The organism is Micromonospora sp. Llam0 (assembly GCF_003751085.1).
Classification (GTDB): Bacteria; Actinomycetota; Actinomycetes; order Mycobacteriales; family Micromonosporaceae; genus Micromonospora_E.
In genome coordinates this window covers 3,322,211-3,348,446 of the sequence record NZ_RJJY01000001.1, presented here as the reverse complement: position 1 = coordinate 3,348,446, position 26,236 = coordinate 3,322,211, and the positions used below count along the sequence as shown (strand labels likewise).

General features: G+C 72.1%; 27 protein-coding genes. 14 read left to right on the top strand and 13 right to left on the bottom strand.

Annotated features, from left to right (window positions below; translation table 11 throughout):
- Positions 1-24: 24 nt before the first annotated feature.
- The 8 genes from whiA (at position 25) to EDC02_RS14525 (ending at position 8,135) form a co-directional block, all read left to right on the top strand.
- The gene (whiA, locus tag EDC02_RS14555; protein WP_123602428.1) at positions 25-1,005 is read left to right on the top strand and encodes a DNA-binding protein WhiA; all 981 of its coding nucleotides are present in this window, start codon (positions 25-27) and stop codon (positions 1,003-1,005) included.
- A gap of 261 nt (positions 1,006-1,266) precedes the next feature.
- Complete coding sequence (gap, locus tag EDC02_RS14550) at positions 1,267-2,271, top strand: type I glyceraldehyde-3-phosphate dehydrogenase (protein ID WP_123602427.1); 1,005 nt, start codon at positions 1,267-1,269, stop codon at positions 2,269-2,271.
- Positions 2,268-3,473, top strand: a complete 1,206-nt coding sequence (pgk, locus tag EDC02_RS14545) for a phosphoglycerate kinase (protein WP_123602426.1) — start codon at positions 2,268-2,270, stop codon at positions 3,471-3,473. Before gap ends, pgk begins: the two co-directional genes overlap by 4 nt.
- A gap of 35 nt (positions 3,474-3,508) precedes the next feature.
- Positions 3,509-4,273, top strand: coding sequence for a triose-phosphate isomerase (gene tpiA / locus EDC02_RS14540; RefSeq protein WP_123602425.1), 765 nt, complete (start codon positions 3,509-3,511; stop codon positions 4,271-4,273).
- A 220-nt stretch (positions 4,274-4,493) separates the two neighbouring features.
- Complete coding sequence (locus EDC02_RS14535) at positions 4,494-6,089, top strand: radical SAM protein (protein ID WP_123604790.1); 1,596 nt, start codon at positions 4,494-4,496, stop codon at positions 6,087-6,089.
- Positions 6,090-6,106: 17 nt separating this feature from the next.
- On the top strand, positions 6,107-6,937 hold the full coding sequence (locus tag EDC02_RS14530; protein WP_123604791.1) for a class I SAM-dependent methyltransferase: 831 nt from the start codon (positions 6,107-6,109) through the stop codon (positions 6,935-6,937).
- The gene (locus EDC02_RS41615) at positions 6,934-7,302 is read left to right on the top strand and encodes an FAD-dependent oxidoreductase (protein WP_233605921.1); all 369 of its coding nucleotides are present in this window, start codon (positions 6,934-6,936) and stop codon (positions 7,300-7,302) included. The genes EDC02_RS14530 and EDC02_RS41615 overlap by 4 nt, the downstream gene beginning before the upstream one ends.
- Complete coding sequence (locus tag EDC02_RS14525) at positions 7,299-8,135, top strand: FAD-dependent oxidoreductase (RefSeq protein WP_233605920.1); 837 nt, start codon at positions 7,299-7,301, stop codon at positions 8,133-8,135. Before EDC02_RS41615 ends, EDC02_RS14525 begins: the two co-directional genes overlap by 4 nt.
- Here the strand turns inward: EDC02_RS14525 and EDC02_RS14520 are convergent.
- Entirely contained in the window at positions 8,086-9,696 is a 1,611-nt protein-coding gene (locus EDC02_RS14520; RefSeq protein ID WP_123602424.1) for an NAD(P)/FAD-dependent oxidoreductase, read from the bottom strand. The two genes, EDC02_RS14525 and EDC02_RS14520, sit on opposite strands and share 50 nt — an antisense overlap.
- Positions 9,693-10,268 (bottom strand): vitamin K epoxide reductase family protein, encoded by a 576-nt coding sequence (locus tag EDC02_RS14515; protein WP_158632196.1) that lies wholly within the window; start codon positions 10,266-10,268, stop codon positions 9,693-9,695. The genes EDC02_RS14520 and EDC02_RS14515 overlap by 4 nt, the downstream gene beginning before the upstream one ends.
- Before the next feature lie 184 nt (positions 10,269-10,452).
- Here EDC02_RS14515 and secG point away from each other — a divergent pair, with 184 nt between their 5' ends.
- Positions 10,453-10,713, top strand: a complete 261-nt coding sequence (gene secG / locus EDC02_RS14510; RefSeq protein ID WP_123602422.1) for a preprotein translocase subunit SecG — start codon at positions 10,453-10,455, stop codon at positions 10,711-10,713.
- A 142-nt stretch (positions 10,714-10,855) separates the two neighbouring features.
- Complete coding sequence (locus EDC02_RS14505) at positions 10,856-11,200, top strand: RNA polymerase-binding protein RbpA (RefSeq protein WP_123602421.1); 345 nt, start codon at positions 10,856-10,858, stop codon at positions 11,198-11,200.
- 7 nt (positions 11,201-11,207) lie between these two features.
- On the opposite strand, the gene EDC02_RS14500 is transcribed toward EDC02_RS14505, so the two are convergent.
- Positions 11,208-11,387 carry a hypothetical protein gene (locus EDC02_RS14500; RefSeq protein WP_123602420.1) on the bottom strand — a complete coding sequence of 60 codons (180 nt, stop codon included), beginning with the start codon at positions 11,385-11,387 and terminating at the stop codon, positions 11,208-11,210.
- Between the two features lie 45 nt (positions 11,388-11,432).
- Positions 11,433-11,828 (bottom strand): hypothetical protein, encoded by a 396-nt coding sequence (locus EDC02_RS14495; RefSeq protein ID WP_123602419.1) that lies wholly within the window; start codon positions 11,826-11,828, stop codon positions 11,433-11,435.
- Between the two features lie 104 nt (positions 11,829-11,932).
- On the opposite strand from EDC02_RS14495, the gene EDC02_RS14490 reads away from it, so the two are divergent.
- From EDC02_RS14490 to EDC02_RS14480, 3 genes are read left to right on the top strand one after another with little or no spacing between them, the layout of a single operon-like run.
- A complete protein-coding gene (locus EDC02_RS14490) occupies positions 11,933-12,829 on the top strand; it encodes a helix-turn-helix transcriptional regulator (protein WP_199757637.1) in 897 nt (298 codons plus the stop codon).
- Positions 12,826-13,023 carry a DUF397 domain-containing protein gene (locus EDC02_RS14485; protein ID WP_123602417.1) on the top strand — a complete coding sequence of 66 codons (198 nt, stop codon included), beginning with the start codon at positions 12,826-12,828 and terminating at the stop codon, positions 13,021-13,023. The genes EDC02_RS14490 and EDC02_RS14485 overlap by 4 nt, the downstream gene beginning before the upstream one ends.
- Positions 13,024-13,035: 12 nt before the next feature.
- Positions 13,036-13,989, top strand: a complete 954-nt coding sequence (locus EDC02_RS14480) for an aminoglycoside phosphotransferase family protein (protein WP_370461536.1) — start codon at positions 13,036-13,038, stop codon at positions 13,987-13,989.
- Between the two features lie 7 nt (positions 13,990-13,996).
- Here EDC02_RS14480 and EDC02_RS14475 read toward each other — a convergent pair whose 3' ends face one another.
- From EDC02_RS14475 to EDC02_RS14465, 3 genes are all read right to left on the bottom strand, one after another.
- The gene (locus EDC02_RS14475; RefSeq protein ID WP_123602416.1) at positions 13,997-14,917 is read right to left on the bottom strand and encodes an aminoglycoside phosphotransferase family protein; all 921 of its coding nucleotides are present in this window, start codon (positions 14,915-14,917) and stop codon (positions 13,997-13,999) included.
- A gap of 74 nt (positions 14,918-14,991) precedes the next feature.
- Positions 14,992-15,447, bottom strand: a complete 456-nt coding sequence (locus EDC02_RS14470) for an NUDIX domain-containing protein (protein ID WP_199757635.1) — start codon at positions 15,445-15,447, stop codon at positions 14,992-14,994.
- A gap of 188 nt (positions 15,448-15,635) precedes the next feature.
- The gene (locus tag EDC02_RS14465) at positions 15,636-16,823 is read right to left on the bottom strand and encodes a beta-1,3-glucanase family protein (RefSeq protein ID WP_233605919.1); all 1,188 of its coding nucleotides are present in this window, start codon (positions 16,821-16,823) and stop codon (positions 15,636-15,638) included.
- Between the two features lie 174 nt (positions 16,824-16,997).
- Between EDC02_RS14465 and EDC02_RS14460 the strand changes: the two genes are divergently transcribed.
- Positions 16,998-17,693 carry a TOPRIM nucleotidyl transferase/hydrolase domain-containing protein gene (locus tag EDC02_RS14460; RefSeq protein WP_233605918.1) on the top strand — a complete coding sequence of 232 codons (696 nt, stop codon included), beginning with the start codon at positions 16,998-17,000 and terminating at the stop codon, positions 17,691-17,693.
- Positions 17,694-17,752: 59 nt separating this feature from the next.
- Here EDC02_RS14460 and pgl read toward each other — a convergent pair whose 3' ends face one another.
- Genes pgl through tkt form a run of 6 tightly spaced genes read right to left on the bottom strand, consistent with a single transcriptional unit; the run spans position 17,753 to position 26,070 of the window.
- Positions 17,753-18,511 carry a 6-phosphogluconolactonase gene (gene pgl / locus EDC02_RS14455; RefSeq protein ID WP_123604786.1) on the bottom strand — a complete coding sequence of 253 codons (759 nt, stop codon included), beginning with the start codon at positions 18,509-18,511 and terminating at the stop codon, positions 17,753-17,755.
- 11 nt (positions 18,512-18,522) lie between these two features.
- A complete protein-coding gene (locus tag EDC02_RS14450) occupies positions 18,523-19,551 on the bottom strand; it encodes a glucose-6-phosphate dehydrogenase assembly protein OpcA (RefSeq protein ID WP_123602414.1) in 1,029 nt (342 codons plus the stop codon).
- Positions 19,548-21,062 carry a glucose-6-phosphate dehydrogenase gene (gene zwf / locus EDC02_RS14445; protein ID WP_123602413.1) on the bottom strand — a complete coding sequence of 505 codons (1,515 nt, stop codon included), beginning with the start codon at positions 21,060-21,062 and terminating at the stop codon, positions 19,548-19,550. Before zwf ends, EDC02_RS14450 begins: the two co-directional genes overlap by 4 nt.
- Before the next feature lie 36 nt (positions 21,063-21,098).
- On the bottom strand, positions 21,099-22,748 hold the full coding sequence (locus EDC02_RS14440) for a glucose-6-phosphate isomerase (protein ID WP_123602412.1): 1,650 nt from the start codon (positions 22,746-22,748) through the stop codon (positions 21,099-21,101).
- A complete protein-coding gene (gene tal / locus EDC02_RS14435) occupies positions 22,745-23,923 on the bottom strand; it encodes a transaldolase (protein ID WP_123602411.1) in 1,179 nt (392 codons plus the stop codon). The genes EDC02_RS14440 and tal overlap by 4 nt, the downstream gene beginning before the upstream one ends.
- 11 nt (positions 23,924-23,934) lie before the next feature.
- Entirely contained in the window at positions 23,935-26,070 is a 2,136-nt protein-coding gene (gene tkt / locus EDC02_RS14430; RefSeq protein ID WP_123602410.1) for a transketolase, read from the bottom strand.
- Positions 26,071-26,236 lie beyond the last annotated feature (166 nt).

Sequence of the window (26,236 nt, the reverse complement as noted above, 5' to 3'; positions counted from 1 at the left end):
CCGGCCCCCGTGAGGTGAATGACTATGGCGATGACCGCTGCCGTCAAGGACGAGCTGAGCCGGGTCGACGTGCCCAAGCCGTGCTGCCGTCGCGCCGAGATGGCCGCGTTGCTGCGCTTCTCCGGCGGGCTGCACATCGTCGCCGGCCGGGTCGTCGTCGAAGCCGAGCTGGACACCAACGCGGTCGCCCGGCGGCTGCGCCGGGAGGTGGCCGACGTCTACGGCTACTCGAGCGAGATCCACGTGCTGAGCCCGAGCGGGCTGCGCAAGGGCAACCACTTCATCATCCGGGTGGTCAAGGACGGTGAGGCGTTGGCCCGGCAGACCGGCCTGCTGGACGTTCGGGGCCGACCGGTGCGTGGCCTGCCCCCGCACCTGGTGTCGGCGAACGTCTGCTGCGCCGTGTCGGCCTGGCGGGGCGCGTTCATGTCGCACGGGTCGTTGACCGAGCCGGGCCGGTCCAGCGCGTTGGAGATCACCTGCCCGGGGCCGGAGTCGGCGCTGGCGCTGGTCGGTGCCGCCCGGCGGCTGGGGATCGCCGCCAAGGCGCGCGAGGTGCGTGGCGTCGACCGGGTGGTGGTCAAGGACGGTGACGCGATCGCCGCGCTGCTCACCCGGATCGGTGCGCACTCCAGCGTGTTGACCTGGGAGGAGCGGCGGGTACGCCGGGAGGTGCGGGCGACCGCGAACCGGCTGGCCAACTTCGACGACGCCAACCTGCGCCGCTCGGCCCGGGCTGCGGTGGCCGCCGCCGCCCGGGTGACCCGGGCGTTGGAGATCCTCGCCGACGACGCGCCGCGGCATCTGACGTCGGCGGGCCGGCTGCGGCTGGAGCACCGCCAGGCGTCGCTGGAGGAGCTGGGCGCCCTGGCCGATCCACCGCTGACCAAGGACGCGATCGCCGGGCGGATCCGGCGGCTGTTGGCGCTGGCCGACAAGCGGGCCCGCGATCTCGGCATTCCGGACACCGAGGATGCGGTGACGGCGGAGATGCTCGTCGGGTGAACACCAGTTGTGAACCAGGGTGACCGGACGCCCCGGCGCAACACGGCACGGGCTTCTCGGATAGGGTCGCAGTGTACGGCGACGGGGCCGGCACCCGGCTCTCCCGCCGCGACCACCGCCTCGGGTGTCCCGCCCGAGCCACGTATGGCTGCGGCGTGACCAGCCGGATCATCTGATCGGCGCCCGGCCCGCCACGCGGTCGGCGCACACCAATCCGTCCGGCTCCGGCCCGGACGGGCGAGAAGCAAGGAGATGGGACCTGTGACCATCCGGGTTGGCATCAACGGCTTCGGCCGTATCGGCCGTAACTTCACGCGGGCGGTGCTCGCCTCCGGCGCGGACATCCAGATCGTCGCGTTCAACGACCTGGGCGACACCGCGACCACCGCGCACCTGCTCAAGTACGACAGCATCCTGGGCCGGCTGCCGCACGAGGTGAAGGCCAGCGGCGACGAGATCACCGTCGGCGGGCAGACCATCAAGGCGCTCGCCGAGCGCGACCCGGCCAAGCTGCCGTGGGGTGAGCTCGGCGCCGACGTGGTGATCGAGTCGACCGGCTTCTTCACCGACGCCACCAAGGCCAAGGCGCACGTCGACGGCGGCGCCAAGAAGGTGATCATCTCGGCTCCGGCCAAGAACGAGGACTTCACCGTCGTGCTCGGCGTCAACGACGGCCAGTACGACCCGGCGAAGCACACGATCATCTCGAACGCCTCCTGCACCACCAACTGCCTCGCCCCGATGGCGAAGGTGCTGCAGGACACGTTCGGCATCGAGCGTGGCCTGATGACCACCATCCACGCGTACACCCAGGACCAGAACCTGCAGGACGGCCCGCACTCCGACCTGCGCCGGGCCCGCGCCGCGGCGCTGAACATCGTGCCGACCTCGACCGGCGCCGCCAAGGCGATCGGCCTGGTGCTGCCGGAGCTCAAGGGCAAGCTGGACGGCTACGCGCTGCGGGTGCCGATCCCGACCGGCTCGGCCACCGACCTGACCGTCACCGTCGGCCGGGAGACCACCGTCGAAGAGGTCAACGCCGCGGTCAAGGCCGCCGCGCAGGGCCCGCTGGCCGGCGTCCTCACCTACACCGAGGACCCGATCGTGTCGGCCGACATCGTCACCGACCCGGCGTCGTGCGTCTTCGACGCCGGCCTGACCAAGGTGATCGGCGACCAGGTCAAGGTCGTCGGCTGGTACGACAACGAGTGGGGCTACTCCAACCGCCTGGTGGACCTGGTCAAGCTGGTGGGCGCGTCCCTGTGAGCCAGGTAACCACTCTCGACGACCTTCTCGCCGAGGGTGTGTCGGGTCGGCGCGTGCTGCTGCGCGCCGACCTGAACGTCCCGTTCGAGAAGGACAACCCGGGGGTCATCGCCGACGACGGCCGGATCCGGGCGGTGCTGCCCACCCTGACCGCGCTGCGTGACGCCGGCGCGGCCGTGGTGGTCTGCTCCCACCTGGGCCGGCCCAAGGGCGCCCCGGACCCGAAGTACACCCTGGCCCCGGTCGCCGCCCGGCTCGGCGAACTGCTCGGCACGCCGGTCGCGTTCGCCACCGACACCGTCGGTGCCTCGGCGCAGGCCACCGTCGCCGGCCTGACCGGCGGGCAGGTCGCACTGCTGGAGAACCTGCGGTTCAACCCGGGGGAGACCAGCAAGGACGCCGACGAGCGGGGTGCCTTCGCCGACCAGCTGGCGGCGTTCGCCGACGCGTACGTCGACGACGCGTTCGGCGCCGTGCACCGCAAGCACGCCAGCGTGTACGACGTGCCGGCGCGGCTGCCGCACGTCGCCGGCAAGCTGGTGCACCGCGAGGTCGAGGTGCTCGGCAAGCTGACCGGCGCACCGGAGCGGCCGTACGTGGTGGTGCTCGGCGGGTCGAAGGTCTCCGACAAGCTCGCCGTCATCGAGGCGCTGCTGCCGACCGTCGACAAGCTGCTGGTCGGCGGCGGCATGTGCTTCACCTTCCTCAAGGCCCAGGGCCACGAGGTCGGCAAGTCGCTGCTGGAGACCGAGATGGTCGACACCTGCCGCGAGCTGCTGGAGCGGGGTGCCGGCAAGATCGTGCTGCCGGTGGACGTGGTGGCCGCCACCGCGTTCGCCGCCGACGCCGACCACGACGTGGTCGACGCCGCCGCGATCCCGGCCGACCGGCTCGGCCTGGACATCGGCCCGCGCAGCGTCGCCGCGTTCGCCGAGGCCCTCGCCGGGGCGCGGACGGTGTTCTGGAACGGCCCGATGGGCGTGTTCGAGCTGGCGCCGTTCGCCGCCGGCACCCGGGGTGTCGCCGAGGCGATCACCAAGGTCGACGGCTTCACCGTCGTCGGCGGCGGTGACTCGGCGGCCGCGGTGCGCACCCTCGGCCTCGACGAGTCCGCCTTCGGGCACATCTCGACCGGCGGGGGCGCCTCGCTGGAGTACCTGGAGGGCAAGACCCTGCCCGGCATCGCCGCCCTGGAGAAGTGAGAGCAGTGCCTGAGACCGTTGCCCGCCGGCCGCTGATGGCCGGCAACTGGAAGATGAACCTCAACCACCTGGAAGCCATCGCGCTGGTCCAGAAGCTGGCGTTCAGCCTGAACGAGCAGCAGCTGACCGACGTCGAGGTGGCGGTGCTGCCGCCGTTCACCGCGCTGCGCAGCGTGCAGACGCTGATCGACGGCGACAAGCTGGTGATCGGATACGGCGCGCAGGACCTGTCGCCGCACGCCTCCGGCGCCTACACCGGTGACATCTCCGGGGCGATGCTGGCGAAGCTGGGCTGCCAGTACGTCACCGTCGGCCACTCGGAGCGGCGGGCGTACCACAACGAGGACGACGCGGTGGTCAAGGCCAAGGTGGCCGCCGCGCTGGCCAACGGGATCACCCCGATCCTGTGCGTCGGTGAAGGTCTGGACGTGCGGGAGGCCGGCGGCCACGTCGCGCACTGCCGCGACCAGGTCGACGCCGCGTTGGCCGGGTTGACCGCCGAGCAGGTGGTCAAGGTCGTCATCGCGTACGAGCCGGTCTGGGCGATCGGCACCGGCAAGACCGCCACCCCGGCCGACGCGCAGGAGGTGTGCGGGGCGATCCGGGCCCGGCTGGCCGAGTCGTACGACCAGGCCACCGCCGACCAGACCCGGATCCTGTACGGCGGTTCGGTCAAGGCGGCGAACATCGCCGCGATCATGGCCGAGGTCGACGTCGACGGCGCGTTGATCGGCGGCGCCAGCCTGGACGCCGACGAGTTCGCCCAGATCGCCCGGTTCCCGGAGCACGTCAAGCGCTGACCGGTCGGCACCGTCGAGGTTCCGGCCGCGACACGTGTACCGTCGCGGGCCCTGATGCCGCAGAGGCACGATCACGCCTCTGCGGCATCATGCTGTCGTCCGTTGCCCGTCGCCCGTTGCCGGCTGCGGCCTGCGGCCTGCGGCTTCGGTGCTTGCCGGGCCACGGTCGGTGATGGTGGACTGGTCGCCCTGGGGTTCCACCGCGCCGCCGAGGAGCTGGATGACCGCCAAACAGGATCGCGACGAAATCTTCATCGAGTACACCAAGTCGATCTGCCCGGTGTGCAAGGTCGTCGTCGACGCTCAGGTAAACATCCGCGACGACAAGGTCTTCCTGCGCAAACGCTGCCGCGAGCACGGGCAGTTCGAGGCGTTGGTCTACGGCGACGCGCAGATGTACCTGGACTCGGCCCGGTTCAACAAGCCCGGCACGATCCCGCTGGCGTTCCAGACCGACGTGGTCGACGGCTGCCCCAGCGACTGCGGGCTCTGCCCCGAGCACAAACAGCATGCCTGCCTCGGCATCATCGAGGTCAACACCGGCTGCAACCTGGACTGCCCGATCTGCTTCGCCGACTCGGGCCACCAACCCGACGGCTACTCGATCACCCTCGACCAGTGCGAACGGATGCTCGACACGCTCGTCGCCGCCGAGGGCGAACCCGAGGTGGTGATGTTCTCCGGCGGGGAACCCACCATCCACAAGCAGATCCTGGAGTTCGTCGACGCCGCGCAGGCCCGCCCGATCAAGGCGGTCAACCTCAACACCAACGGCATCCGGCTCGCCTCCGACCGGCGGTTCGTCGCCGAACTCGGCCGGCGGCACAGCCCGGACCGGGCGATCAACATCTACCTGCAGTTCGACGGCTTCGACGAGCGTACCCACCGGGAGATCCGCGGCCGCGACCTGCGCGAGATCAAGCGGCGGGCGTTGGACAACTGCGCCGACGCCGGACTGACCGTCACCCTGGTCGCCGCCGTGGAGCGCGGGCTCAACGACCACGAACTCGGCGCGATCATCGAGTACGGGCTGACGCACCCCGCCGTACGGTCGGTGTCGTTTCAGCCGGTCACCCACGCCGGACGGCACGTCGAGTTCGACCCGTTGCACCGGCTGACCAACTCCGACATCATCCACGGCATCGTGGCGCAGCGCCCCGACTGGTTCACCGCGTCGGACTTCTTCCCGGTGCCGTGCTGCTTCCCGACCTGCCGGTCCATCACCTACCTGCTGAGTGAGGGCACCCCCGGCGAACCCGGCTTCGGGGTGGTGCCGATCCCGCGGCTGCTCAACGTCGCCGACTACCTCGACTACGTCGCCAACCGGGTGCTGCCGGACCTGGCGATCCGCGAGGCGTTGGAGAAGCTGTGGTCGGCGTCGGCGTTCATGGGCACCGGCACCACCAGCGAGCAGTTGGCGGCCGCCGCGACGGCGCTGGACTGCGCCGACGCCTGCGGGATCAACCTGCCGGCGGCGATCGCCGACATCACCGACCGGGCTTTCATGATCGTCATTCAGGACTTCCAGGACCCGTACACGCTCAACGTCAAACAGCTGATGAAATGCTGCGTCGAGGAGATCACCCCGGACGGGCGGATGATTCCGTTCTGCGCGTACAACTCGGTCGGCTACCGGGAACAGGTCCGCGAGCAGCTGTCCGGTGTCGCGGTGGCCGACGTGGTGCCCAACGCGCTGCCGCTGCAGCCGGTGCTCACCGATTCACCGTACGGATCGAAAGTGGCCCGGCCCGGTGGACGTGCCGGCACCGGTCGGATCGCCCCGGACACCACCAACGTCGGCCGGCGGGTCCGGTGACCGGCCGGGCCTGGCCGGTGGACGGTCCCACTGTCTCCGCCGACGCGGAGACTGACGCAACGACTGATGCGAAGGCGTGCTGCGCCGCCGCGTACGGCTCCGACGTCGTCGCGTTGCTGCTCGGCGAGTCGTACCACCCGGGCGGTCTGGCGTTGACCCGGCGGCTCGCCGACCGGCTCGCGTTGCGGCCCGGCGCGGCCGTGCTCGACGTGGCAAGCGGGCGCGGCGCCACCGCGCTGCTGCTGGCCCGGTCGTACAAAGCCGACGTCACCGGCGTCGACCTGTCGGCGGCCAACGTGTCCGCCGCGACGCAGGCGGGCACTGCGACCGGGACGGCCGGCGCCTGCGGCTCGGTGCGGTTCCGGCTCGGCGACGCCGAGCGGCTGCCGGTGCCCGACGCGGCGTTCGACGCGGTGGTCTGCGAATGCGCCTTCTGCACCTTCCCCGACAAGGTCACCGCCGCCGCCGAGTTCGCCCGGGTGCTGCGGCCCGGCGGGCGGCTCGGCCTCACCGACGTCACCGTCGACCAGGCCCGGCTGCCGGCCGAACTCGCCGGGCTCGGCGGCTGGATCGCCTGCGTCGCCGACGCCCGTCCGCTGGCCGAGTACGCCGAGCTGCTGGCCGCAGCCGGGCTGCGGGTGACGTACACCGAACGCCACGACGCCGCGGTCGCCGCCATGCTCGACCAGATCGAGGCCCGGCTGACGCTGGTCCGGATGACCGCCCGCGACCGGGCCGAGGCGGCCGGGCTGGACTTCGCCCGGGCACCGGCGGTGCTGGCCGCCGCCCGCGCGGCGATCGCCGAGCAGATCATCGGCTACGGCCTGCTGGTGGCGGTCAGACCGTGACCGGCGGACACGACCTGGTGGTGATCGGTGGCGGTGCCGCCGGTCTCGGCGCGGCCCGCGCCGCCGCCGGAGCCGGTGCCCGGGTGTTGCTGGTCACCGACGGGCCGCCCGGCGGCGACTGCACGTTCACCGGCTGCGTCCCGTCGAAGACGCTGATCGAGGCGGCCGCCCGAGGGCTGGCGTTCGACGACGCCGTACGACGGATGCGATCGGTGATCGCGCGGATCGCCGCCACCGAGGACGCCGCCGCCCTGCGGGCCGAGGGCATCGAGGTACGCCGTGGCCGGGCCCGGTTCGTCGCGCCGGTCCGGATCGACGTCGACGGCACCGGAGCCGCCCCGGCGGTCCCGTCGGTACCCGGGTGACCGTCGTCGAGACCGCCGGCCGGCTGCTGCCCGGCCACGAGCCGGCGGTCTCGGCGGTGATCGCCGACGTGTTCGCCCACGAAGGGATCACCTTGTGCCTGGGCGCGCAGGTCGTCGAAGCGGCCACTACCACCGGCGGGGTGACGCTGCGGCTGGCCGACGGCAGCCGGGTCCACGCCGACCGGCTGCTGGTCGCGACCGGCCGCGGGCCGACCACCGACGGGCTCGACCTGCCGGCCGCCGGGATCGCCGTCGACGACCGGGGGTACGTGGTCACCGACGCCCACCTGGCCACGACCGCGCCCGGCGGGTACGCCGCCGGCGACGTCACCGGCCGGATGCCGTTCACCCACGCCGCGTTCGCCATGGGACGGATCGCCGCCGGCAACGCGCTGTCGCGTCGGCGGCAGCGCTACGACCCAACCGCCACGCCGTGGGTGGTCTTCACCGACCCGGAGGTGGCCCGGGTCGGGCTGACCGAGGCGCAGTCGGTCGGCCGGGGCGGCCGGGTGGCGTACCTGCCGATGACGGAGATGGACCGGGCGGTGACCGCCGGCGCCACCGACGGGTTCGTCACCCTGGTCGCCGGGCCGCGCCGGCTGCTGGGCAACCTCGGCGGCGGCCGGATCCTCGGGGCCACCGTCGTCGCCGGCCGGGCCGGCGAGATGATCCATGAACCGGCGCTGGCGATGGCCACCGGCATGTTCGCCGGCCGCCTCGCCCAGGCCACCCACGCCTACCCCACCTGGTCGTACGGGATCCAGCTGGCCGCCGCCCAGTTCGTCACGGCCATCGGCGGCCGGCGGGCCCGCCCCGCGCGGGCGGCCGGGTGATCAACGCGTACGCCGCGTCGCGGCCCGGCAGTCCGGCGATGCCGCCGACCGGGGCGGTGCCCGCCCCGGACACCACCAGCCCGGTCAGCGGGGTGCGGTGGCCGGCCAGGTCCGGGGTCGGGCGCAGCATCGCCAGCTGGTCCAGGCTGATATCCAGGTGCATCGGGTGCGCGCCCGGCCAGCGCAGTTGCCGGGCCATGTCGGCCGGGGTGTGCGTCACCCGGTCGACGACACTGGCGGCGAACCCGGGTGCCCGGGCCTCGACGGTGGCGACCATCCGGTCGGCGAACTCCTCCCGGGCGGCGTCCCATCCGCCCCGCACCTCGTACGGGGCGCAGGGGCAGGCCAGGTAGACGGTGTGCCGGCCGGGCGGCGCGAGGCTGTCGTCGAGCGCGGTCGGCGTGAACGCGTACGTCGGCACCGGATCGTCCGGCAGGTGACGGGCTTCGGCCTGGGCGAACCCTGCGGACAGCGAGTCGAGGCTGTCCACGTACGACTGCAGTCCGTTCCAGTCGCCGGGCCGGGCCTGCGGGTAGCCGGGCAACCCGGTGGTGGCCAGCAGGACCAGGCTCTGTACGGCGTTGCCGCGCCCGGCGGCCCGCAGCCGGTCGGCGACCGGGCCGGTCAGCGGCGGATCCAGCAGGTCGAGCAGGGCGCTGCGCGGGTCGATGGCGGTGAGCACCGCGTCGGCGGCGATCCGGGTACCGTCGGCCAGCTCGACCCCGGCGACCCGGTCGGTGCCGGTGCCGGTGCGCAGGATCCGGGCCACCGGCGTGTTCACCCGCCAACTGCCGCCGTAGCTGGCCAGCCGGGTGGCGAGCGCGTCGGTCAACGCCTGCGACCCGCCGACCGGATGCCACTGACCGACCTGGTGGTAGAACGCCTGCCACAACGCGAAGGTGGCCCCGCCGACCTGCTGTGGTGACGCGGAGGCGTGCGCGGCGAACGCCGCCACCGGCGCCCGGACCAGCTCGGTGTCGAACTGTTCCCGCAGCACCCGCCCGTACGGTGCCAGCAGGGTACGGGCCAGCCCGACCGGCCCGCCGTTGCGGGCCAACGCCCGGCCACCCGCCGCGACCAGGCCCGGCATTCGCCGCAGTCGCTGCGTCACGCCGGTGCCGGGGTCCAGCATGGTCCGCATCGCGGAGACGACCGGCCACGCCTGGCGCATCCAGGCCGCGTACCGTCGCGCGGCCCGCCGGTCGACCTCGGCGATCGACTCGACGGTGGCCGCGACGCTGCGGTGGAACCGGACGATCGTGCCGTCGCGGAACGCCGCGACGGAGAACGGGTCCATTTCGCGGTAGACCAGCCCGGCGTCCCGCAGCCGCAGGTCCTCGACGATGTCGGTGGCGTTGATGATGTTGTGCGCGGCGGAGTGGGTGTTGAAGCGGTGGCCCGGCAGCAGTTCCTCGGTCCGGGCGCCGCCGCCCAGCTTGTCGGACTGCTCCAGCACCTGCGTCTGCCAGCCGCTGCGGGCCAGGTAGCAGGCGGCGACCAGGCCGTTGTGGCCGCCACCGACGACCACGACCCGGCGGGTGCGCCGCTGCCGGGCCGTCATTCCGGGCGGCCACGGAGGTGGCGCCACGCCTGGGTGGCTTCCGGTACGGTGAGCGCCGCCGCCACGGTCGTGGCGGCGGCGGCCAGGGTGCACCAGCCGCAGATCCGGCGGTGCCGGCTGAGCTGCTCGGCGAACAGCCAGGCCCCGGCGGCCGCGTCACCGGTCGCCTTGCCGGTGGCGAGCAGTGACCGCCACGGTTGGTGGGTCGCCCGGTCAGCGTCGCCCGTCCCGATCAGGGCGAGGGTGACGCCGGCGTTGGCCAGCGCGAGCGCGGTGTCCGGGGTGTGTCCAGCGGCGTACGCTTCGCCGCTGGCGTCCACCCGGTCGGCGTCCAGCCAGGGCAGCGCCGGCTCCGGCAGGTGTCGCACCAGGCCGTACTGGTAGGTCGCGACCACCGCGTAGGCGCCGACCGCGAGCAGGGTCAGCCCGGCCGACCACCGCCGTCGCCGTAGTGTCGGTGTGTCGGCGAGGCGCAGGTCGTCGCTGACCTGTTCGGCTGCCCGGTCCGACGTCCGGCCGACGCCGGTGGGCCGGCCCCGGATCCGTTCGGCGGGCTGTCCCTGTCGTCTCATCCGGTCGGCTACCCTTCTCGCGGCGGACCATACGGGTGGGTGGCCGCGGAGACCGTCGGAGCCGGTCGGCATGGATCGAGCCGGCCCGCTATCCTGGGGTGGCCCGGGTGCCGGCCCACTCGGGTTTGTCCGGTTCGCCCCGCTTCGCGAGCCGGCGACCGTGATGAGAGGACTGACCACTGCCATGCCGATCGAGTTCGCCTACGTATTGATCGTCTTGCTGGTGATCACGAGCGTCATACTCACCATGCTGATCCTGCTGCACAAGGGCAAGGGTGGCGGCATGTCCAGCATGTTCGGTGGTGGCGTGAGCACCAGCCTGGCCGGATCCTCGGTGGCCGAGAAGAACCTCGACCGCTACACCGTGCTGACCGGCATCGTGTGGTTCGCCTGCATCGTCGGCCTCGGCCTGTGGCTGAAGGTCGCGATGAGTGCGGGTGTGTGATCCGTCGCATTCCGTCGTAAGATTTCGCGCGGCCCGTTGATACGGGCCGCGCATTTCTTTTCGGTACGCCCGCTTCACCGGCGTCGCACCACCGCCTCGTGCCGGTGGTGACACCCCCTCCCCGACGACAGGAGCGACAAACATGGCGAGTGCAAACACGATCCGGGGCAGCCGGGTCGGTGCCAGCGCGGCCCGGCCCACCGAGCGGGCCGAGCCCGCACCCCGCCGACAGACCACCTACTGGTGCGCCAATGCGCACGCGGTGGAGATCAGCCTCGCCGTGGACGCGGCGGCCCCGGAGACCTGGGAGTGCCCACGCTGTGGGCTGCCCGCCGGGCAGGACCGGCACAACCCGCCGGCCCGGCCACGGACCGAGCCGTACAAGTCGCACCTGGCGTACGTCAAGGAGCGTCGCAGCGACGCCGACGCCGAGGCGATCCTCGCCGAGGCGCTCGCGGCGGTCCGCGCCCGACGCGGCGAGTCCTGACCGGCGCCTAACCCCACTCCCGGCGCACCTGAGGCTGACCCGGCTCATCATGGCCGGGATCGGCCTCGACCGCGCCGAACATGTCCTCCGGTGCCACCCGGGCCGGTAGCTCGCCGAACCTGGCGCGCCGCAGCCGATCGAATTCGTCGTCCGCCGACGGTGCTGTCCGCTCCCGATCCTCATCCATGGCGAAATCCCTTCGTCGCGGACTCCATTCTCCCGCTACCGTTTCTCACGCGGAAGGTGGCGTCGTCCCGTGCGGCGTGAGATCAGTCGGGGCGGGCACCAGCACGGTGGTGCCGGACCAGCTGATGTGCTCGTTCCGGATGTGGTGCCACGGTTCGCCGTTGCAGTCGAGGCCGGTCAGCTCGGCGAGGTAGCTGCCGAAGCCGTACCCGCCGGTCCGCAGGGTGGCGACCGCCCACGAGTGGAGCTGGTCGGCGACGCGGTCGGGGTGGCGCGGGTCCAGCGGGACCTCGATAACGCCGAGCAGGTCGTAGCGCTCGTCGGCGGTGCCGGGGTCGACCACTCGGCACAGCGAGAATCCGTGCCGTTCGGGCTGCTCACCGTCCACCCACGCCAGTTCTCCGGCCACTGTGTCCTCCTTGATCAACTGTCCGGTGTTCATGGAGCAAGCATCGCGCTAAAACTCGCTTATATCAACCCCTTGTGTCGTTCATGATCACCTGGTGTGATGTGCAAATCACCATCCAATCGCGAGGGAGACCATCGATGGCACGTGCACCGAGGACCCGCAAGGCACCCGCCAACCCCGCCATGTCGCCCACCGTGCAGGCCATGGAGCTCGGCATCCGGCTGCGCGAGCGCCGCGAGGAGCTCGGCATGACCGCCGTCGGCGTCGGCCGCAGCAGCGGCATCACCCAGGCGTACGTCTCCGGAGTGGAGATCGGCAAGGTCAAACTCCCCGCCGACCGACTCGCCCAACTCGTCAAGATCTACGAGATCGACGACCAGGAGGCCGCCGAGCTGGAAGCGCTGCGGGTCGGTGCGATGGCCCGCGCCTGGTGGCACACGTACAAGCAGCTCTTTCCCGCCGAGTTCCTGCGCTTCCTCGGCTACGAGGCCGGTGCCGACCACGTCCGCACCTACCAGAGCGAGCTGATCGACGGCCTGCTGCAGACCGAGGCGTATGCCCGCGCGATCCTGCGCGGCGGCAACACCTACGTCCGACTGACCGAGACCGAGCAGCGCATCGAGGTACGGATGGCCCGGCAGCGCCGGCTCGCCGAGGACCCGCCGCTGCGGATCACCGCGATCTTCGGCGAGGGCACGATCCGCCAGCAGGTCGGCGGCCCGGCGGTGATGCGCGCCCAGCTCGACCACCTGGCCGACCTGATGACCCGGCAGCCGGAGCAGTTCCAGATCCACATCGTCCCGTTCTCGGCCGGCGCGTACCCGGCGCTCGGTGCGCCGTTCCAGATCCTGTCGTTCCCGTCGACCCGGGTGCCGGACCTGGTCTGGCAGGAGGTGCTGACCTCCAGCGACATCATCGACCAGTCCACCCGGGTCGCCGACTACACGATCACCTTCGGGGAAACCCTGGAGCGGGCGTTAAGCTTCGACGAGTCCCTCGCCCTGATCCGCCAGGTGGCCCAGGAGATGACATGACGGAACACACCCCCGCACGCGGCTGGTTCACGTCCTCCCGCAGCGCGAACAACGCCGCCTGCGTCGAGGTCCGCCTCAGCACAGACACCATCGGCGTACGCGACTCCAAGGACCGCAGCGGCCCGGCGCTCGCCTTCGACCAGGCCGCCTGGACCGGCTTCCTCACCACCCTCAAGGCCGCCGACCCCCGCTGACCGGCGGTGAGCGTGACCGCCAGCGGCGCTGGCCTGGAGATCCCGGCGGAGCTGGCGGCATCCCACGCCACCTACTTCGGCGAAGCCGGGCGGGCCTGGATAGCGGCGCTGCCGCCATTGGCCACGGCCATCATGGACCGGTGGGGGCTCCGCTCCGACGGGCCGGCGAGCTGCGGCGCGATCGCCCTGCTGCTACCCGTCCTGCAGGCCGACGGGCCACCGGCGATGCTGAAGCTGCAGCCGATCGACGAGGAGACCGTCGGCGAGCCGGCGGCGCTGCGTGCCTGGGGCGGCGACGGCGCGGTCCGACTCCTACGGCACGACGCGCGCTCCGGCGCGATGCTGCTGGAACGACTCGACGCCGACCGTACCCTCGCGGTCGTCCCCGACGACCTGGCCGCGCTACGGATTCTCAGTCAGCTGCTCGCCCGGCTGACCTCGGTGGCTGCCCCGCCCGACGTACGCCGCCTGGCCGACATGGCCGCCGGCATGCTCGACCGGGTGCCGCAGGCGCTGATACGGCTACCGGCAGCCGACCATCCGTTGATCCGGCGGTGCGCGGCGGCCGTCGAGGAGCTGTTGCCGGAGGCCGGTGACCGGCTGCTGCACTGGGATCTGCACTACGACAACGTCCTCGCGTCCCGGGCCGACCCGCCCGCGTCCGACGGTCGGGAGCCGTGGCTGGCGATCGACCCGAAGCCACTCGCCGGAGATCCCTGCTTCGAGCTGCTTCCCGCCCTGCACAACCGCTGGGACGACGTGATCGCCGCCGGCGATGTGCCGCGCGGGGTCCGGCGACGCTTCGACCTGATGACCGAGGTGCTGGGCGTCGACCGGCAACGGGCGGTCGGTTGGACGCTCGGTCGCGTCCTGCAGGACCTGCTCTGGGAGTCCGGGTCCGGTGCCACGGCGTGGCACAGCGCGCCCGACCGCGCCATCGCCTACGCCCTGCTGCGCCAGGATTGACCTGCGGTCAGTCGATCGTGGCGATGAGGCGTCGTAGCGCGGCGTGAGCCGGTGGACCCCAGGTCGGCTTGCCGCCGGGGCGGCCGTGGACCCCGGCGTCGCCGATCAGGATGCCGCCGAGGGCGCGGGCCACCGCCCAGCCACGAGCGCGGCGCTTCGTCGCGGCGTCCAGAATCGGCTGGTACGCCGCGTAGAAGTGGTCGATGGTGTCGTCCGGAAGTAGCATCCACCCGGCGGCGAGGTCGTACGCCGGATCGCCCACGCAGAGGTCACCGAAATCGATGACACCGCAGATGGTGCCGTCGGCGGTGAGGACGTTGGCCGGATGCAGGTCGGCGTGCAGCCACCGCGCCGGGCCTGACCATCCGGGTGCGCTGACCACGTCTCGCCAGACAGCGTGGACGGCGTCCGGGTCGTCGACCAGCCCGCGCCCGGTGACCTCGGCGAGTCCGCGAGTGAACCGATCGGCGTGGTCGGTCAACGGCCCGCCCCGGCCGCTGCCGCTGCCCGTGGGGGCGCCGTCGGGAGCGGGCCGGTGCAGCGCGGTCAGGAACGCCGCCAGGGACTGAGCTGCCTCGCGGGCTCGGGTGACCGGGGCACGGTCGGCGGGGGTACCCAGGACCCAGATGGTGACGAGCCACGGGCGGGGGAGCAGTGCGGACGGCTCGCCGAGTCGCTGCGGTACGGGGACCGGCAACGGGAGGTGCGGTGCCAAGCCGGGCAGCCAGGCGTACTCCTTGTACAGCAGCGCGTCCGCCGACCCGGTTGCCCACGGCAGCCGGACGGCGAGATCGTCACCGAGGCGCCACATCTGGTTGTCCCAGCCCCGCGCGCCCAGCCGGACCGGCCGGTCGGCGAGGTCGGGACACTGATCGCGGAGCAGCCCTCGGACCAGCTCTACGGTGACCTCGACCTCGACGTGGTCCACAGCGAGTCACGATAGTGGACGTAGCTGTGTTTGCCGGGCCTTCAGACAGAGCTCAACCGGCTTGGTCACCTGGGCTAGACGCTGGGCAGGGTCGATCGGGTCATCCATTGGTGGTCGATGCTGCCGAGTAGGGCGTCTTGGTCGTCGGCCAGGTGAGACAGCAGCGGTAGCGGAACGAAGCGGCAGGCAACCCGCAACTCACTGTCCACCCCGGAACCCGTCGCCGTGTGGTGCCAGGCATCGGGTGTGTGCGTGGGGGCCTGCAGATGAAAGTAGGTGGTGCGGCGGGGCTGAGCGGTCTCGGGGTGCGGCTTGTCCTCCGTTCCGATTTCGCGGATCACGGTGATGTCGACCAGGCCGGTTTCCTCGGCGACTTCGCGCAGTACCGCGTCGTACAGCTCCTCGTCGGGCTCAACGCCTCCAGCAGGCACCTGAGTGCCGGCGTCGGGGTGATCGATCTGGTCGAAGACCAGGAGCTGCGCACCGCTGGCGGTGGTCCGGATGACGTACCCGGCGACGCGGATCCTCACGGTAGGCCTCCACGATACAAGTGAGATTTTCGGATGCGCGTGGTCGGACATGCCGTCGGCGTGTCGTGTCGATGGCGCGCAGTGGATCAAGCCGCGCAGTGGATCACGACGACCCGTCGACGGCGTCGGCCCGGACGGGTGCGCCGGTGGCGTGCCGGCGCACCCGTACCGAGGTGAGGAAGGGCCGGTCAGAACGGGCTGAGTACCATTCCGGCGGCGCGGGGGTCGCCGTCGTGGACGAGGGACTCGAACGCGCCGACGTCGTCGAAGGCGAACGCGTACGCCTTCCCGTCGCGCATGTTGGCGTGGATGATCCGGGCGTACTGGTTGGTGGGGTTGCTGCGGTAGAAGTCGGCGGCGTTGGTGCTGGGCTGGGTGTGGATGGCGCCGAGGGTGCCCCGGTTCAGCGCGGCGCACAGCGTACGGGAGATCGGCCCGACCACCTGGTCGTTGGGGGCGGGCAGGTCACCGTCGCAGCCCCACACGCTCGCCGACGAGGGTCGGTTGAACGAGGCGACGACCTGGCCGGCGCTGTTGGTGAAGGTCATCACCCGGCCCGAGGTCCGGCCGAAGTAGCGGATGTCGGGGCGGTCGCCGAACGGTACGACGGTGAGCGTCCGGTTGGTGTACGCGTTCCACGCCGAGGTGATGTAGGAGTCCAGGTAGGTGGGGCTGAACAGGCCGGCGCCGGCCGCCTTGCCCGGTGCGAGCACCCGCAGCACGGTGCCGTCGCCCCGGGTCTGCGCGGTGTTGGCCCAGCCGGACTGGGCGCGGACGCCGTTGATGATCGCGTTGCGGCCGCCCGCGACGACGTCGCCGGTCCGCTTGGTGACGCCGTTGGCACCGGTCACGGTGACCGCGTGCGGCACCGCGAACATGTCCACCTGGGAGCTGTTGAGCCACAGGCCGGCGTCGTGGTAGGTGAACTCGCTCCAGTCGAACAGGATGTCGCGGTTGGGGTCGCCGCCGGCCCAGGGAGCGGGCTGCACCAGGCCGGTCGGCGTGAGGAAGAACTTCAGTTTCTCGCCGAAGGAGAAGTAGACCCGGCCGGAGAAGCCGCGCGGGAAGCGGATCGTCGCGCTGGCGCCGTTGGCCGGTCCGGCGATCGAGGCGTCGGGGGCGGGTGACGGTGGGATCTGCCCGCCGGACCAGGGGATGAACGTGCCGGCCTGGTTGACGTACCCGAGGCGGCCGGAGGAGAGCTGCACGCCGATCACGTACAGGTGGACGGATCCGGCCCGGCCGGTGCTGTTGGTGACGGTGACCGGCAGCAGTGCCGGGCCGACGGCCTGGGCGGGCGTGGCGGCGACGAGGCCGGTCGGGACGGCGGTGAGCAGGGCGGCTGCGACGGCCAGCAGCTTTCTTCGGACAACCACGAGGGACTCCTCTGGTCGGGATCGGACGGCGGTCGGACGGTGAGAGAGCGCTCTCCGAGAAGAGTCTTACTGTTAACACTGTTTGTCAATAGATGTACGGCGATGTGGTGACCTGAGGGGCAGGCGTCGATATCCAGTTGCCGGCCGGGTCGGGCGTCACCGACGATGGCCGTCATGGCGACGGGCGAACGGCCGATGGATGCCGCCCGTCGCCGTGCGCTTGCCCGCCGGGTGCTCGACGGCTACGCGAGCGGACCCGACGCCCCGGTCCAGGCGACCGCCCGCGCCCTGACGAAGATCGACCGTGCCGTCGTCCTGGTGCTCGTCGAGGGCGTCAGCGACCAGATCGCGGTGGAGACGGCCGCAGCGGGTCGCGGTCGGGACCTCGACGCGGAACGGGTGGCGGTCGTGCCGATCGGTGGAGCACACGCGATCGGCCGGTTCCTGGTCAGCCTCGGATCACTGCACCCACAGGTGCGGCTCGCCGGGCTGTGCGACCTGGCCGAGGTGGACATCGTCCGGCGGGGACTGGCCGCCGCCGGGGTCGGCGTGCCACTGACTCAGGCCGACCTCGCCGAGCTCGGGTTCTTCGTCTGCGTCGACGACCTGGAGGACGAACTGATCCGTGCCCTGGGAGTCGAGACGGTGAAGACCGTCCTGGACTCGCAGGGCGACCTCGGGTCGTTCCGGACGTTGCAGGGTCAGCCCGCCTGGCGCGGCCGGCCACCCGCAGCGCAGCTGCGCCGGTTCATGGGCAGCGGCTCGCGCCGGAAATCGCGCTACGCCCGGCTGCTCGTCGAGGCGGCCGTCGCCCGGAACACCCTGCCGCAGCCCCTCGCCCGGCTGCTCGCCACCGTCAACTCGCACTGAACAGAAGTGGCCGCCGGACGGGAACGTCCGGCGGCCACCACGTCACAGGGTCACCGAGATCAGCCGGCTGAGCTCGGCGCGGTGACCAACTCGGCGGCCGCTGCCTGGTCGAGCAGCCACCAGGTGCGGCGCACGCCGCGTACGCCGCAGGCCGGCACCGCGACCGGGTCGCTGCCGCCGTACGCCCCGCCGACCGCCGCCGCCTTGTCCGCCCCGGCGGCGACCAGCCACACCTCGTCGGCGGTGTTGATGGTGGACAGGGTCAGCGTGATCCGGGTCGGCGGCGGCTTCGGGCTGTCCCGTACCGCCGCCACCGGGCGGGTCTCGCCGGTGACCGGATGCCCCGGGAACACCGACGCCACGTGCCCGTCCTCGCCGACGCCGAGCATCAGCACGTCGAACCGGGGCAGCGGGGCGGTGCCCGGGCCGGCGACCCGGTCGAGGACGGCGGCGTACCGGGCGGCGGCCGCCTCCGGGTCGTCGCCGTCCGGTCCGTCCGACGCGGGCATCGCGTGCACCCGCTGCGGATCCAGCGGCAGTACGTCGAGCAGCGCCTCGCGGGCCTGGGTCTCGTTACGGTCCGGGTCGCCGGCGGGCAGGAACCGCTCGTCACCCCACCAGACGTCCACCCGGGACCAGTCGACCGCGTACCGGGCCGGCAGGTCACCGACCGCGCGCAGCACGGCCGCCGCGACCCGCCCGCCGGTCAGCACCACCGCCGCCTCGCCCCGCTCGGCCTGGGCGTCGATCAGCCGGACGACGAGCCGGGACGCCACCGCGCTGGCCAGCACGGTGGCGTCCGGATGCACGACGAGCATGCCGGGGCCGCTCACGAGCCGCTCCGCGCCGGCCCGGCCGCGACGACCGCCGGGTCCCCGCCGACGGCCGGCTCGGTGGCCTTCGCCGGGTCCTTCCAGATGTGCACCCGCTTGGCGGGCCGGGCCGACAGGTCCGGCAGCCCGGCCAGGGTGCCCAGCGCCTCGGAGTAGACCTGGTCGGCGTCGAGCCGCCGCAGCTCCTCGGCGAGCTCTTCGCCGAGCGGCCGACGCACCAGCGGCATCTGCCGCTCCGGCTGCCCGGTCCGGGTGAACATCGCCGAGCTGTCCTCGCGGACCAGGCTCAGCCCGTCACCGTTTGCGCAGCGCAGCTCCACCGACCGCATCCGGGGGAACGCGCTGGTCTCCTCCCAGCGCGGGGTGATGCCGAGCCGGGCCGCCAGCCAGCTGATCATCAAGGCGGCCGTCGGGTCGGCCCGGGGCGCGGTCACCGTGGCGCCGGTGATCTGCGCGTCGGTGGTGTCGAACGCCCCGGCGACCAGGGTGCGCCACGGGGTGATCCGGGTCCACGCCAGGTCGGTGTCGCCCGACGCGTAGTCGACCGCCCGCTGCAGCAGCGCCTGCACCGGGTTGGGGGCCTGCGCCGAGTCGGTGATCCGCCGGTCGGCGACCACCCCCAGGTAGTCGTTGGCGATCTGCTCCGGCGGCTCGCCGTGCCACCAGGTCACCACCGGTACGTCCGGCACCAGCAGTGGCATCACCACGGACTCGGCGTGCAGCGCCAGCCGACCCGAGGTACGCATCACGACCGCCTCGCACGGTCCGAGCCGGCCGCCGACGACCACTTCGGCGTCGAGCCGGCTGACCTTTCGGTCGATGTCGGAGCGGACCACCACGAGCAGTCGGCACGGGTGGGCGGCGGCGGCGATGGTGGCCGCCGCCTCCGCCTCGCGTACCCGCTTCTCGCCGACCACCACGATCAGGGTCAGCGCCATTCCGCTGGCCACGCCGCCGGCGCTGCGCCGCTCCGCGGCCAGGGCCTTGACCACCTCGTTGCCGGTGGTGTCCCACAGGCTGATCATGCTCTCCTCCAGGACCGGCCCTCGCGGGCCAGCATCTCGTCGGCGGCCCGCGGACCCCACTCGCCGGACCGGTACGGCTCCGGCCGGGTGCCCTCCCAGGCCTCTTCGAGAGGGTCGATCACCCGCCAGCTCTGCTCCACCTCGGCGGCGTCGGGGAACAGGGTGCGGTCACCGATCAGCACGTCGAGCACCAACCGCTCGTACGCCTCCGGGCTGGCCTCGGTGAACGCCTCGCCGTACTGGAAGTCCATGGCGATGTCGCGGACCTCCATCGTGGTGCCCGGCACCTTGGCGCCGAACTTGAGCACCACGCCCTCGTCGGGCTGCACCCGGATGACCAGCTGGTTGCTGCTGAGCATCTCCACGTCTGTGCGGTTGAACGGCAGGTGCGGTGCGGTCTTGAACATCACCGCCACCTCGGTCACCCGACGCGGCAACCGCTTTCCGGCACGCAGGTAGAACGGCACCCCGGCCCACCGGCGGTTCTGGATGCCCAGCCGCATCGCCACGTACGTCTCGGTGGTCGAGTCGGCCGGCACGTTCGGCTCCTCCAGGTAGCCGACGGCCCGCTGCCCGGCCACCCAGCCCTTCAGGTACTGACCGCGTACGGTGCCGGCGGCCACGTCGTCGGGCAGGCTGATCGCCCGCAGCACCTTCAGCTTCTCCGCCCGGATCTCGGTGGCGTCGAAGCTGGTCGGCTCCTCCATGGTGACCAGGGCCAGCAGTTGCAGCAGGTGGTTCTGTACCACGTCACGGGCGGCGCCGGTGGCGTCGTAGAAGCCGGCCCGGCTGCCGATGCCGACATCCTCGGCCATGGTGATCTGCACCGAGTCGACGTACTTGGAGTTCCACAGCGGCTCGAACAGGTTGTTGGCGAACCGCAGCGCCATGATGTTCTGGACGGTCTCCTTGCCCAGGTAGTGGTCGATGCGGAACACGTCGTCGCGGGTGAACACGTCGTCGACCAGGTCGTTGAGCGACTTCGCCGACGGCAGGTCGTAGCCGAACGGCTTCTCCACCACCACCCGGCGCCAGCCGCCGCACCGCTCGTTGTCGGCCATCCCGGTGCGGGCCAGCTGCTTGAGCACCTGTGGGAACGCCGACGGCGGGATGGAGAAGTAGAACGCGGCGTTGCCGTGGATGCCGTGCGATTCGCGCAGCCCGTCCAGGCAGGCCGACAGCTTGTCGAACGCGTCGTCGTCGTCGAACGAGCCGCCGACGAACTTGATGTTGCCGGCCAGTCGGGACCAGACCTCCTCACGCCACGGGGTACGCGCGTACTCCTTGGCCGAGTCGTGGGCAAGTGACTCGAAGTCGCCGTCGGTCCAGTCCCGCCGGGCGAAGCCGAGCACCACGAAGCCGGGCGGCAGCAGCCCCCGGTTGGCCAGGTCGTAGATGCCGGGGAGTAGTTTCTTGCGAGCCAGATCACCGGTGACACCGAAGATCACCAGAGCGCAGGGCTCCGGGATGCGCGGCAGCCGCCGGTCCTGCGGGTCGCGCAGGGGGTTCACGTCGCCTCCTCAGTCCGTTTCTCTCCGGACCAATTGTCAGCTGGGCAGGTTTCGAATCGTGTCCAGGAGTTGGGCGACGCCGGCGGCCCGATCGGTCAGGTGCAGCCGCAGCAACGGCCGGCCCCGTCCGGCGAGCGCCTCGCGGTCACCGGCGGCCTGCGCCGCCTGCAGCTCACCGAAGCTGTACGGGCGACCGGGCACCGGCAGGTCGTCGGTGACCGCGCCGGTGATCTGCAGGAACGCGCCGACCTGCGGCCCGCCCTTGTGGTACTGCCCGGTGGAGTGCAGGAACCGGGGCCCCCAGCCGAAGGTGACCGGTCGGCCACTGGTGGCGGCCAGCAGCGGGCGTACCCCGGCGGCGTCGGCGTCGCCGAACCGGTCCAGGTAGGCCATCACCGCGAGGTAGCCGTCGGTGCCGACGCCGTCGATCAGCCAGCGCAGCGCGCCGGCCAGCTCACCCGGTACGCCCTCCGGCCCGTACACCTCGATGGATCCGTCGACGAACGACGCCGCCTCGGTCGGCGGCCCGGACGCCAGGATCCGGTTGGTGTTCTCCTTCGACTCGGTGACGTTGGGCTGGTTGAACGGATCGATGCCGAGCACCCGGCCGGCGATCGCCGTGGCGTACTCCCAGACCAGGAACTGCGCGCCGAGCGGGCCGTTGACCGCCAGGTCGGGGCGGACCCCGCCGCCGGGCACCCCGCCCGGCTGGCCGGCGCCGCCGTAGGTGACGGTGAGCACGTCCGGGCCGGACGCGCCGGGGGCGTCCGGTGCCTCGACGACCACCGGCAGGATGCCGATGCCGTCCTTGCCGGTCGACTCGGCGATGAGCTGCTCGATCCAGTCGCCGAGCCCTTCGATGCCGGTGCCGTCGGAGACCAGCGCGACCTTGTCCCGGCCGGTGGTGGCCGCCGCGCCGAGCGCCGCGCCGAGCGCCAGCCCCGGGTTGTCCCGGTCGCCGCCGAGCGCGGTGGACAGCTGCTCGGCCTGGTCGAGCAGTTCGACCACGTCCACGCCGGCCATCGCCGACGGGACCAGACCGAACGCGGTCAGCGCCGAGTAGCGTCCGCCGACCTCCGGGTCGGCGAGCACCACGGTGGCGCCCATCTCCTCGGCGGTGGTGGCCAGCGGCGAGCCGGGGTCGGTGACGATCACGAACCGCCGGCCGGCCTCGGCCTCGCTCAGCCCCGAGTCGAGGAACGCCTGCCAGTACGCCCGCCGGTGACTGTCGGTCTCCACGGTGCCGCCGGACTTGCTGGCCACCACCACGACGGTACGGTCCAGCCGGTCGCCGAGCGCCGCCCGCACCTGGTGCGGGTCGGTGGTGTCCAGCACGGTGACCGGCTTGCCGACGGTGAGCGAGATGACCTCGGGCGCCAGCGACGACCCGCCCATTCCGGCCAGCACCACGTGGTCCAGGTCGCCCAGCTCGGCCCGCAGCTCGGCGAGCTGCGGCAGCAGTTCCCGGCTGCGGGCGAAGGTGTCCAGCCAGCCGAGCCGGATCTTCGCCTCGGCCTCGGCGTCCGGGCCCCACAGCGTGGGGTCCTTGCGGGCGAGCGAGCCGGGTACCCCGTCGCCGACCAGCGCGCCCCGGGTCGACGAGGCGGCCGAGGCGTCGACCGCCTCGGCCCCGTACACGCTCAGCCCGGCCGCCGCCTCGACCCCGCCGTCGAAGAAGTCGCTCATGCGTTACCTCCGGCCTGCTTGGCTGCGGCGGCGTGCCCGCTGGCCGCCGCGTTCGGCTCACCGGCACCGGCCGCCGCCGCGTCCAGCGACGAGCGCACCCCGTCGAGCAGCTCCTGCCAGCTGGCCTCGAACTTGCTCACCCCCTCGGACTCCAGGGTCTTGACCACGTCGTCGAGGTCGACGCCGACGGCGATCAGGTCGTCGAGTACCTGCCGGGCGGCCGGGTACGAGCCGGTGACCGTGTCGCCCCGGGTCTCGCCGTGGTCGGCGTAGGCGTGCACCACCGACTCCGGCATGGTGTTGACCGTGCCGGGGGCGATCAGCTCCTCGACGTAGATGACGTCCCGGTAGGCCGGGTTCTTCGTCGAGGTGGAGGCCCACAGCGGGCGCTGCGGGTGGGCGCCGGCGTCGGCCAGGGCCTGCCAGCGCTCCGAGGAGAAGACCTCCGCGTACCGCTCGTACGCCAGCTGCGCGTTCGCGACGGCGGCCTTGCCCTTGAGCGCCTTGGCCTGGTCGCTGCCGATCTTGTCGAGCCGCTTGTCGATCTCGGTGTCCACCCGGGAGACGAAGAACGACGCGACCGAGCCGATGGTGGTCAGGTCGTGGCCGTTGGCCTTGGCCTGCTCCAGGCCGGCGAGGAAGGCGTCCATCACCGCGCTGTAGCGGTCCAGCGAGAAGATCAGGGTCACGTTGACGCTGATTCCCTCGGCCAGGGTGGCGGTGATCGCCGGCAGCCCGGCCTCGGTCGCCGGGATCTTGATGAACAGGTTCGGCCGGTCGACCAGCCACCACAGCGCCTTCGCCTCGGCGACGGTCTCCGCGGTGCGATACGCCAGCCGCGGGTCGACCTCGATCGACACCCGGCCGTCGACGCCACCGCTGGTCTCGTACGCCGGCCGCATCACGTCGCAGCCCCACCGCACGTCGTAGGTGGTGAGCATGCGGACCGCCTCGTCCACGCTGACGCCCCGGGCGGCCAGGTCACGCAGCTGCCAGTTGTACTCGTCGGCGTCGGCGAGCGCGGCGGCGAAGATGGTCGGGTTGGTGGTCACGCCGGCGACGTGCTTCTCCCGGCGCAGCTGGTCCAGGTTGCCGGTGCTGAGCCGTTGCCGGGACAGGTCGTCGAGCCAGACCGCCACGCCGGCGGCGGTGAGTTCACCCAATCGGTCCGTCATCTGGAGCCTCCTCAGTTTCCGGTGGTGGTGCCGGTGATGGCGCCGACCCGGGTCAGCGACGCGTGCGCCGCCGCGACCACCGCGTCGGCGGTGAAGCCGAACTGCTCGAACAGCACCTGGTACGGGGCGCTGGCCCCGTAGTGTTCAATGCTGACCGATTCGCCGCAGTCGCCGACCAGACCGCGCCAGGACATGCCGATGCCCGCCTCGACGCTGACCCGGGCCTTGACCCCGCGCGGCAGCACCGACTCGCGGTACGCCTCGTCCTGCTCGGTGAACCACTCCTGGCACGGCATCGAGACGACCCGGGTGGCGGTTCCTTCGGCTTCGAGTCGTTCCCGGGCGGTGAGCAGCAGCTGCACCTCGGAGCCGGAGCCCATCAGGATCACCTGCGGTTGGGCGTTGCCGGCGTCGGCCAGCACGTAGCCGCCCTTGCGGACCCCGTCGGCCGAGGCGTAGACGTCCCGGTCGATGACCGGCACCGCCTGCCGGGTCAGCGCCAGCGCGGCCGGCCGGTCGGTGTGTTCCAGGGCGACCCGCCAGGCCCAGGCGGTCTCGTTGGCGTCGGCCGGGCGGACCACGTCCAGGCCGGGGATGGCCCGCAGCGCCGACAGGTGCTCGATCGGCTGGTGGGTGGGGCCGTCCTCGCCGAGACCGATCGAGTCGTGCGTCCAGACGTAGATCACCGGCAGTTTCATCAGCGCGGCCAGCCGCACCGCCGGACGCATGTAGTCGCTGAACACCAGGAACGTGCCGCCGTACGGGCGGGTGCCGCCGTGCAGCGCGATGCCGTTGAGGATCGCCCCCATGGCGTGCTCGCGGATGCCGAAGTGCAGGGTGCGACCGTACTCGTGGCCGGGGAACTCCTTGGTGGCGTACTCGGCCGGGACGAACGACGGCTCGCCCTTCATCGTGGTGTTGTTGCTCTCCGCCAGGTCGGCCGAGCCGCCCCACAGCTCCGGCAGCTCGGCGGCGAGCGCGGTCAGCACCTTGCCGGAGGCGGCCCGGGTGGCGACCCCCTTGGGGTCCGCCGGCCAGTCCGGCAGCGCGTCGGTCCAGCCGGTCGGCAGGGTACGGGTGACGAGCCGGTCGTGCAGCGCCTTGCGCTCCGGGTTGGCCTGCGCCCACGCCTCGTACTTCTCGGTCCACTTGGCGTGCGCCTGCCGACCCCGGTCGAGCACCTCGCGGATGTGGGCGAAGACCTTGTCGTCGACCGCGAAGTGCTGGTTCGGGTCGAAGCCGAGGACCTCCTTGGTGGCGGCGACCTCGTCGGCGCCGAGTGCCGAGCCGTGGATCTTGCCGGTGTTCTGCTTCTTCGGCGCCGGCCAGCCGATGATGGTGCGTAGCGCGATGAACGACGGGCGGTCGGTCTCGGCACGGGCGGCGGTCAGCGCCGCGTACAGCGCCTCGACGTCCTCGTGGTACTCGCCGTCGCCGGCCGCGCCGGCCCGCCAGTCGACGGTCTGCACGTGCCAGCCGTACGCGGCGTAGCGGGCGGCGACGTCCTCGCTGAGCGCGATCCGGGTGTCGTCTTCGATGGAGATCTGGTTGTCGTCGTAGACGACGGTCAGGTTGCCGAGTTTCTGGTGCCCGGCCAGGGCGCTGGCCTCGTGGGTGATGCCCTCTTCGATGTCACCGTCGGAGGCGATCACCCAGATGTTGTGGTCGAAGACCGACTCGCCGGGCGCGGCGTCCGGGTCGAGCAGGCCGCGCTCCCGGCGGGCGGCCATCGCCATGCCGACCCCGTTGGCCAGCCCTTGGCCGAGCGGCCCGGTGGTGGTCTCCACACCCCAGGTGTGGCCGTGCTCCGGGTGCCCGGGGGTCAGCGATCCCCACTGCCGCAACGCCTTGAGGTCTTCCAGGCTCAGCCCGTAACCGGAGAAGAAGAGTTGGATGTACAGGGTGAGACTGGAGTGCCCGGCGGAGAGGACGAACCGGTCCCGGCCGGCCCAGTCCGGGTCGCTCGGGTCGTGCCGCATGATCCGGTTGAACAGCAGGTACGCCGCGGGAGCGAGGCTCATCGCGGTGCCCGGATGGCCGTTGCCGGATTTCTCCACGGCGTCGGCGGCCAGCACGCGTGCGGTGTCGACCGCGCGGCGGTCGAGGTCGGACCAGTTCAGGGGGGCATCGGTTGGTGTTGCAGCCACGGTGGGTGTGCTCCTCGTCCAGCAGGTAGGCGGAACCCTCGTCACGACCCTATCGAGCAGGGTTGAACGTGCGCCCGCCGATCTCGACAACCGGATGGTCGTCCAGGGTCGTGGTCGGTCGTCGGACCCGATGACCGACCACCGGGGGATACGCATCGTGGCCGGT

Coding starts and splice junctions, on each gene's coding strand:
- EDC02_RS14505 (WP_123602421.1), top strand. CDS start 10,856: ATGGCGAGTGCAAACACGATCCGGGGCAGCCGGGTCGGTGCCAGCGCG.
- tpiA (WP_123602425.1), top strand. CDS start 3,509: ATGGCCGGCAACTGGAAGATGAACCTCAACCACCTGGAAGCCATCGCG.
- EDC02_RS14520 (WP_123602424.1), bottom strand. CDS start 9,696: ATGACGGCCCGGCAGCGGCGCACCCGCCGGGTCGTGGTCGTCGGTGGC.
- EDC02_RS14500 (WP_123602420.1), bottom strand. CDS start 11,387: ATGGATGAGGATCGGGAGCGGACAGCACCGTCGGCGGACGACGAATTC.
- EDC02_RS14450 (WP_123602414.1), bottom strand. CDS start 19,551: ATGATCAGCCTGTGGGACACCACCGGCAACGAGGTGGTCAAGGCCCTG.
- EDC02_RS14495 (WP_123602419.1), bottom strand. CDS start 11,828: ATGAACACCGGACAGTTGATCAAGGAGGACACAGTGGCCGGAGAACTG.
- EDC02_RS14440 (WP_123602412.1), bottom strand. CDS start 22,748: ATGAGCGACTTCTTCGACGGCGGGGTCGAGGCGGCGGCCGGGCTGAGC.
- pgl (WP_123604786.1), bottom strand. CDS start 18,511: ATGCTCGTCGTGCATCCGGACGCCACCGTGCTGGCCAGCGCGGTGGCG.
- EDC02_RS14490 (WP_199757637.1), top strand. CDS start 11,933: ATGGCACGTGCACCGAGGACCCGCAAGGCACCCGCCAACCCCGCCATG.
- EDC02_RS14515 (WP_158632196.1), bottom strand. CDS start 10,268: ATGAGACGACAGGGACAGCCCGCCGAACGGATCCGGGGCCGGCCCACC.
- whiA (WP_123602428.1), top strand. CDS start 25: ATGGCGATGACCGCTGCCGTCAAGGACGAGCTGAGCCGGGTCGACGTG.
- EDC02_RS14535 (WP_123604790.1), top strand. CDS start 4,494: ATGACCGCCAAACAGGATCGCGACGAAATCTTCATCGAGTACACCAAG.
- EDC02_RS14485 (WP_123602417.1), top strand. CDS start 12,826: ATGACGGAACACACCCCCGCACGCGGCTGGTTCACGTCCTCCCGCAGC.
- tal (WP_123602411.1), bottom strand. CDS start 23,923: ATGACGGACCGATTGGGTGAACTCACCGCCGCCGGCGTGGCGGTCTGG.
- secG (WP_123602422.1), top strand. CDS start 10,453: ATGCCGATCGAGTTCGCCTACGTATTGATCGTCTTGCTGGTGATCACG.
- EDC02_RS14460 (WP_233605918.1), top strand. CDS start 16,998: ATGGCGACGGGCGAACGGCCGATGGATGCCGCCCGTCGCCGTGCGCTT.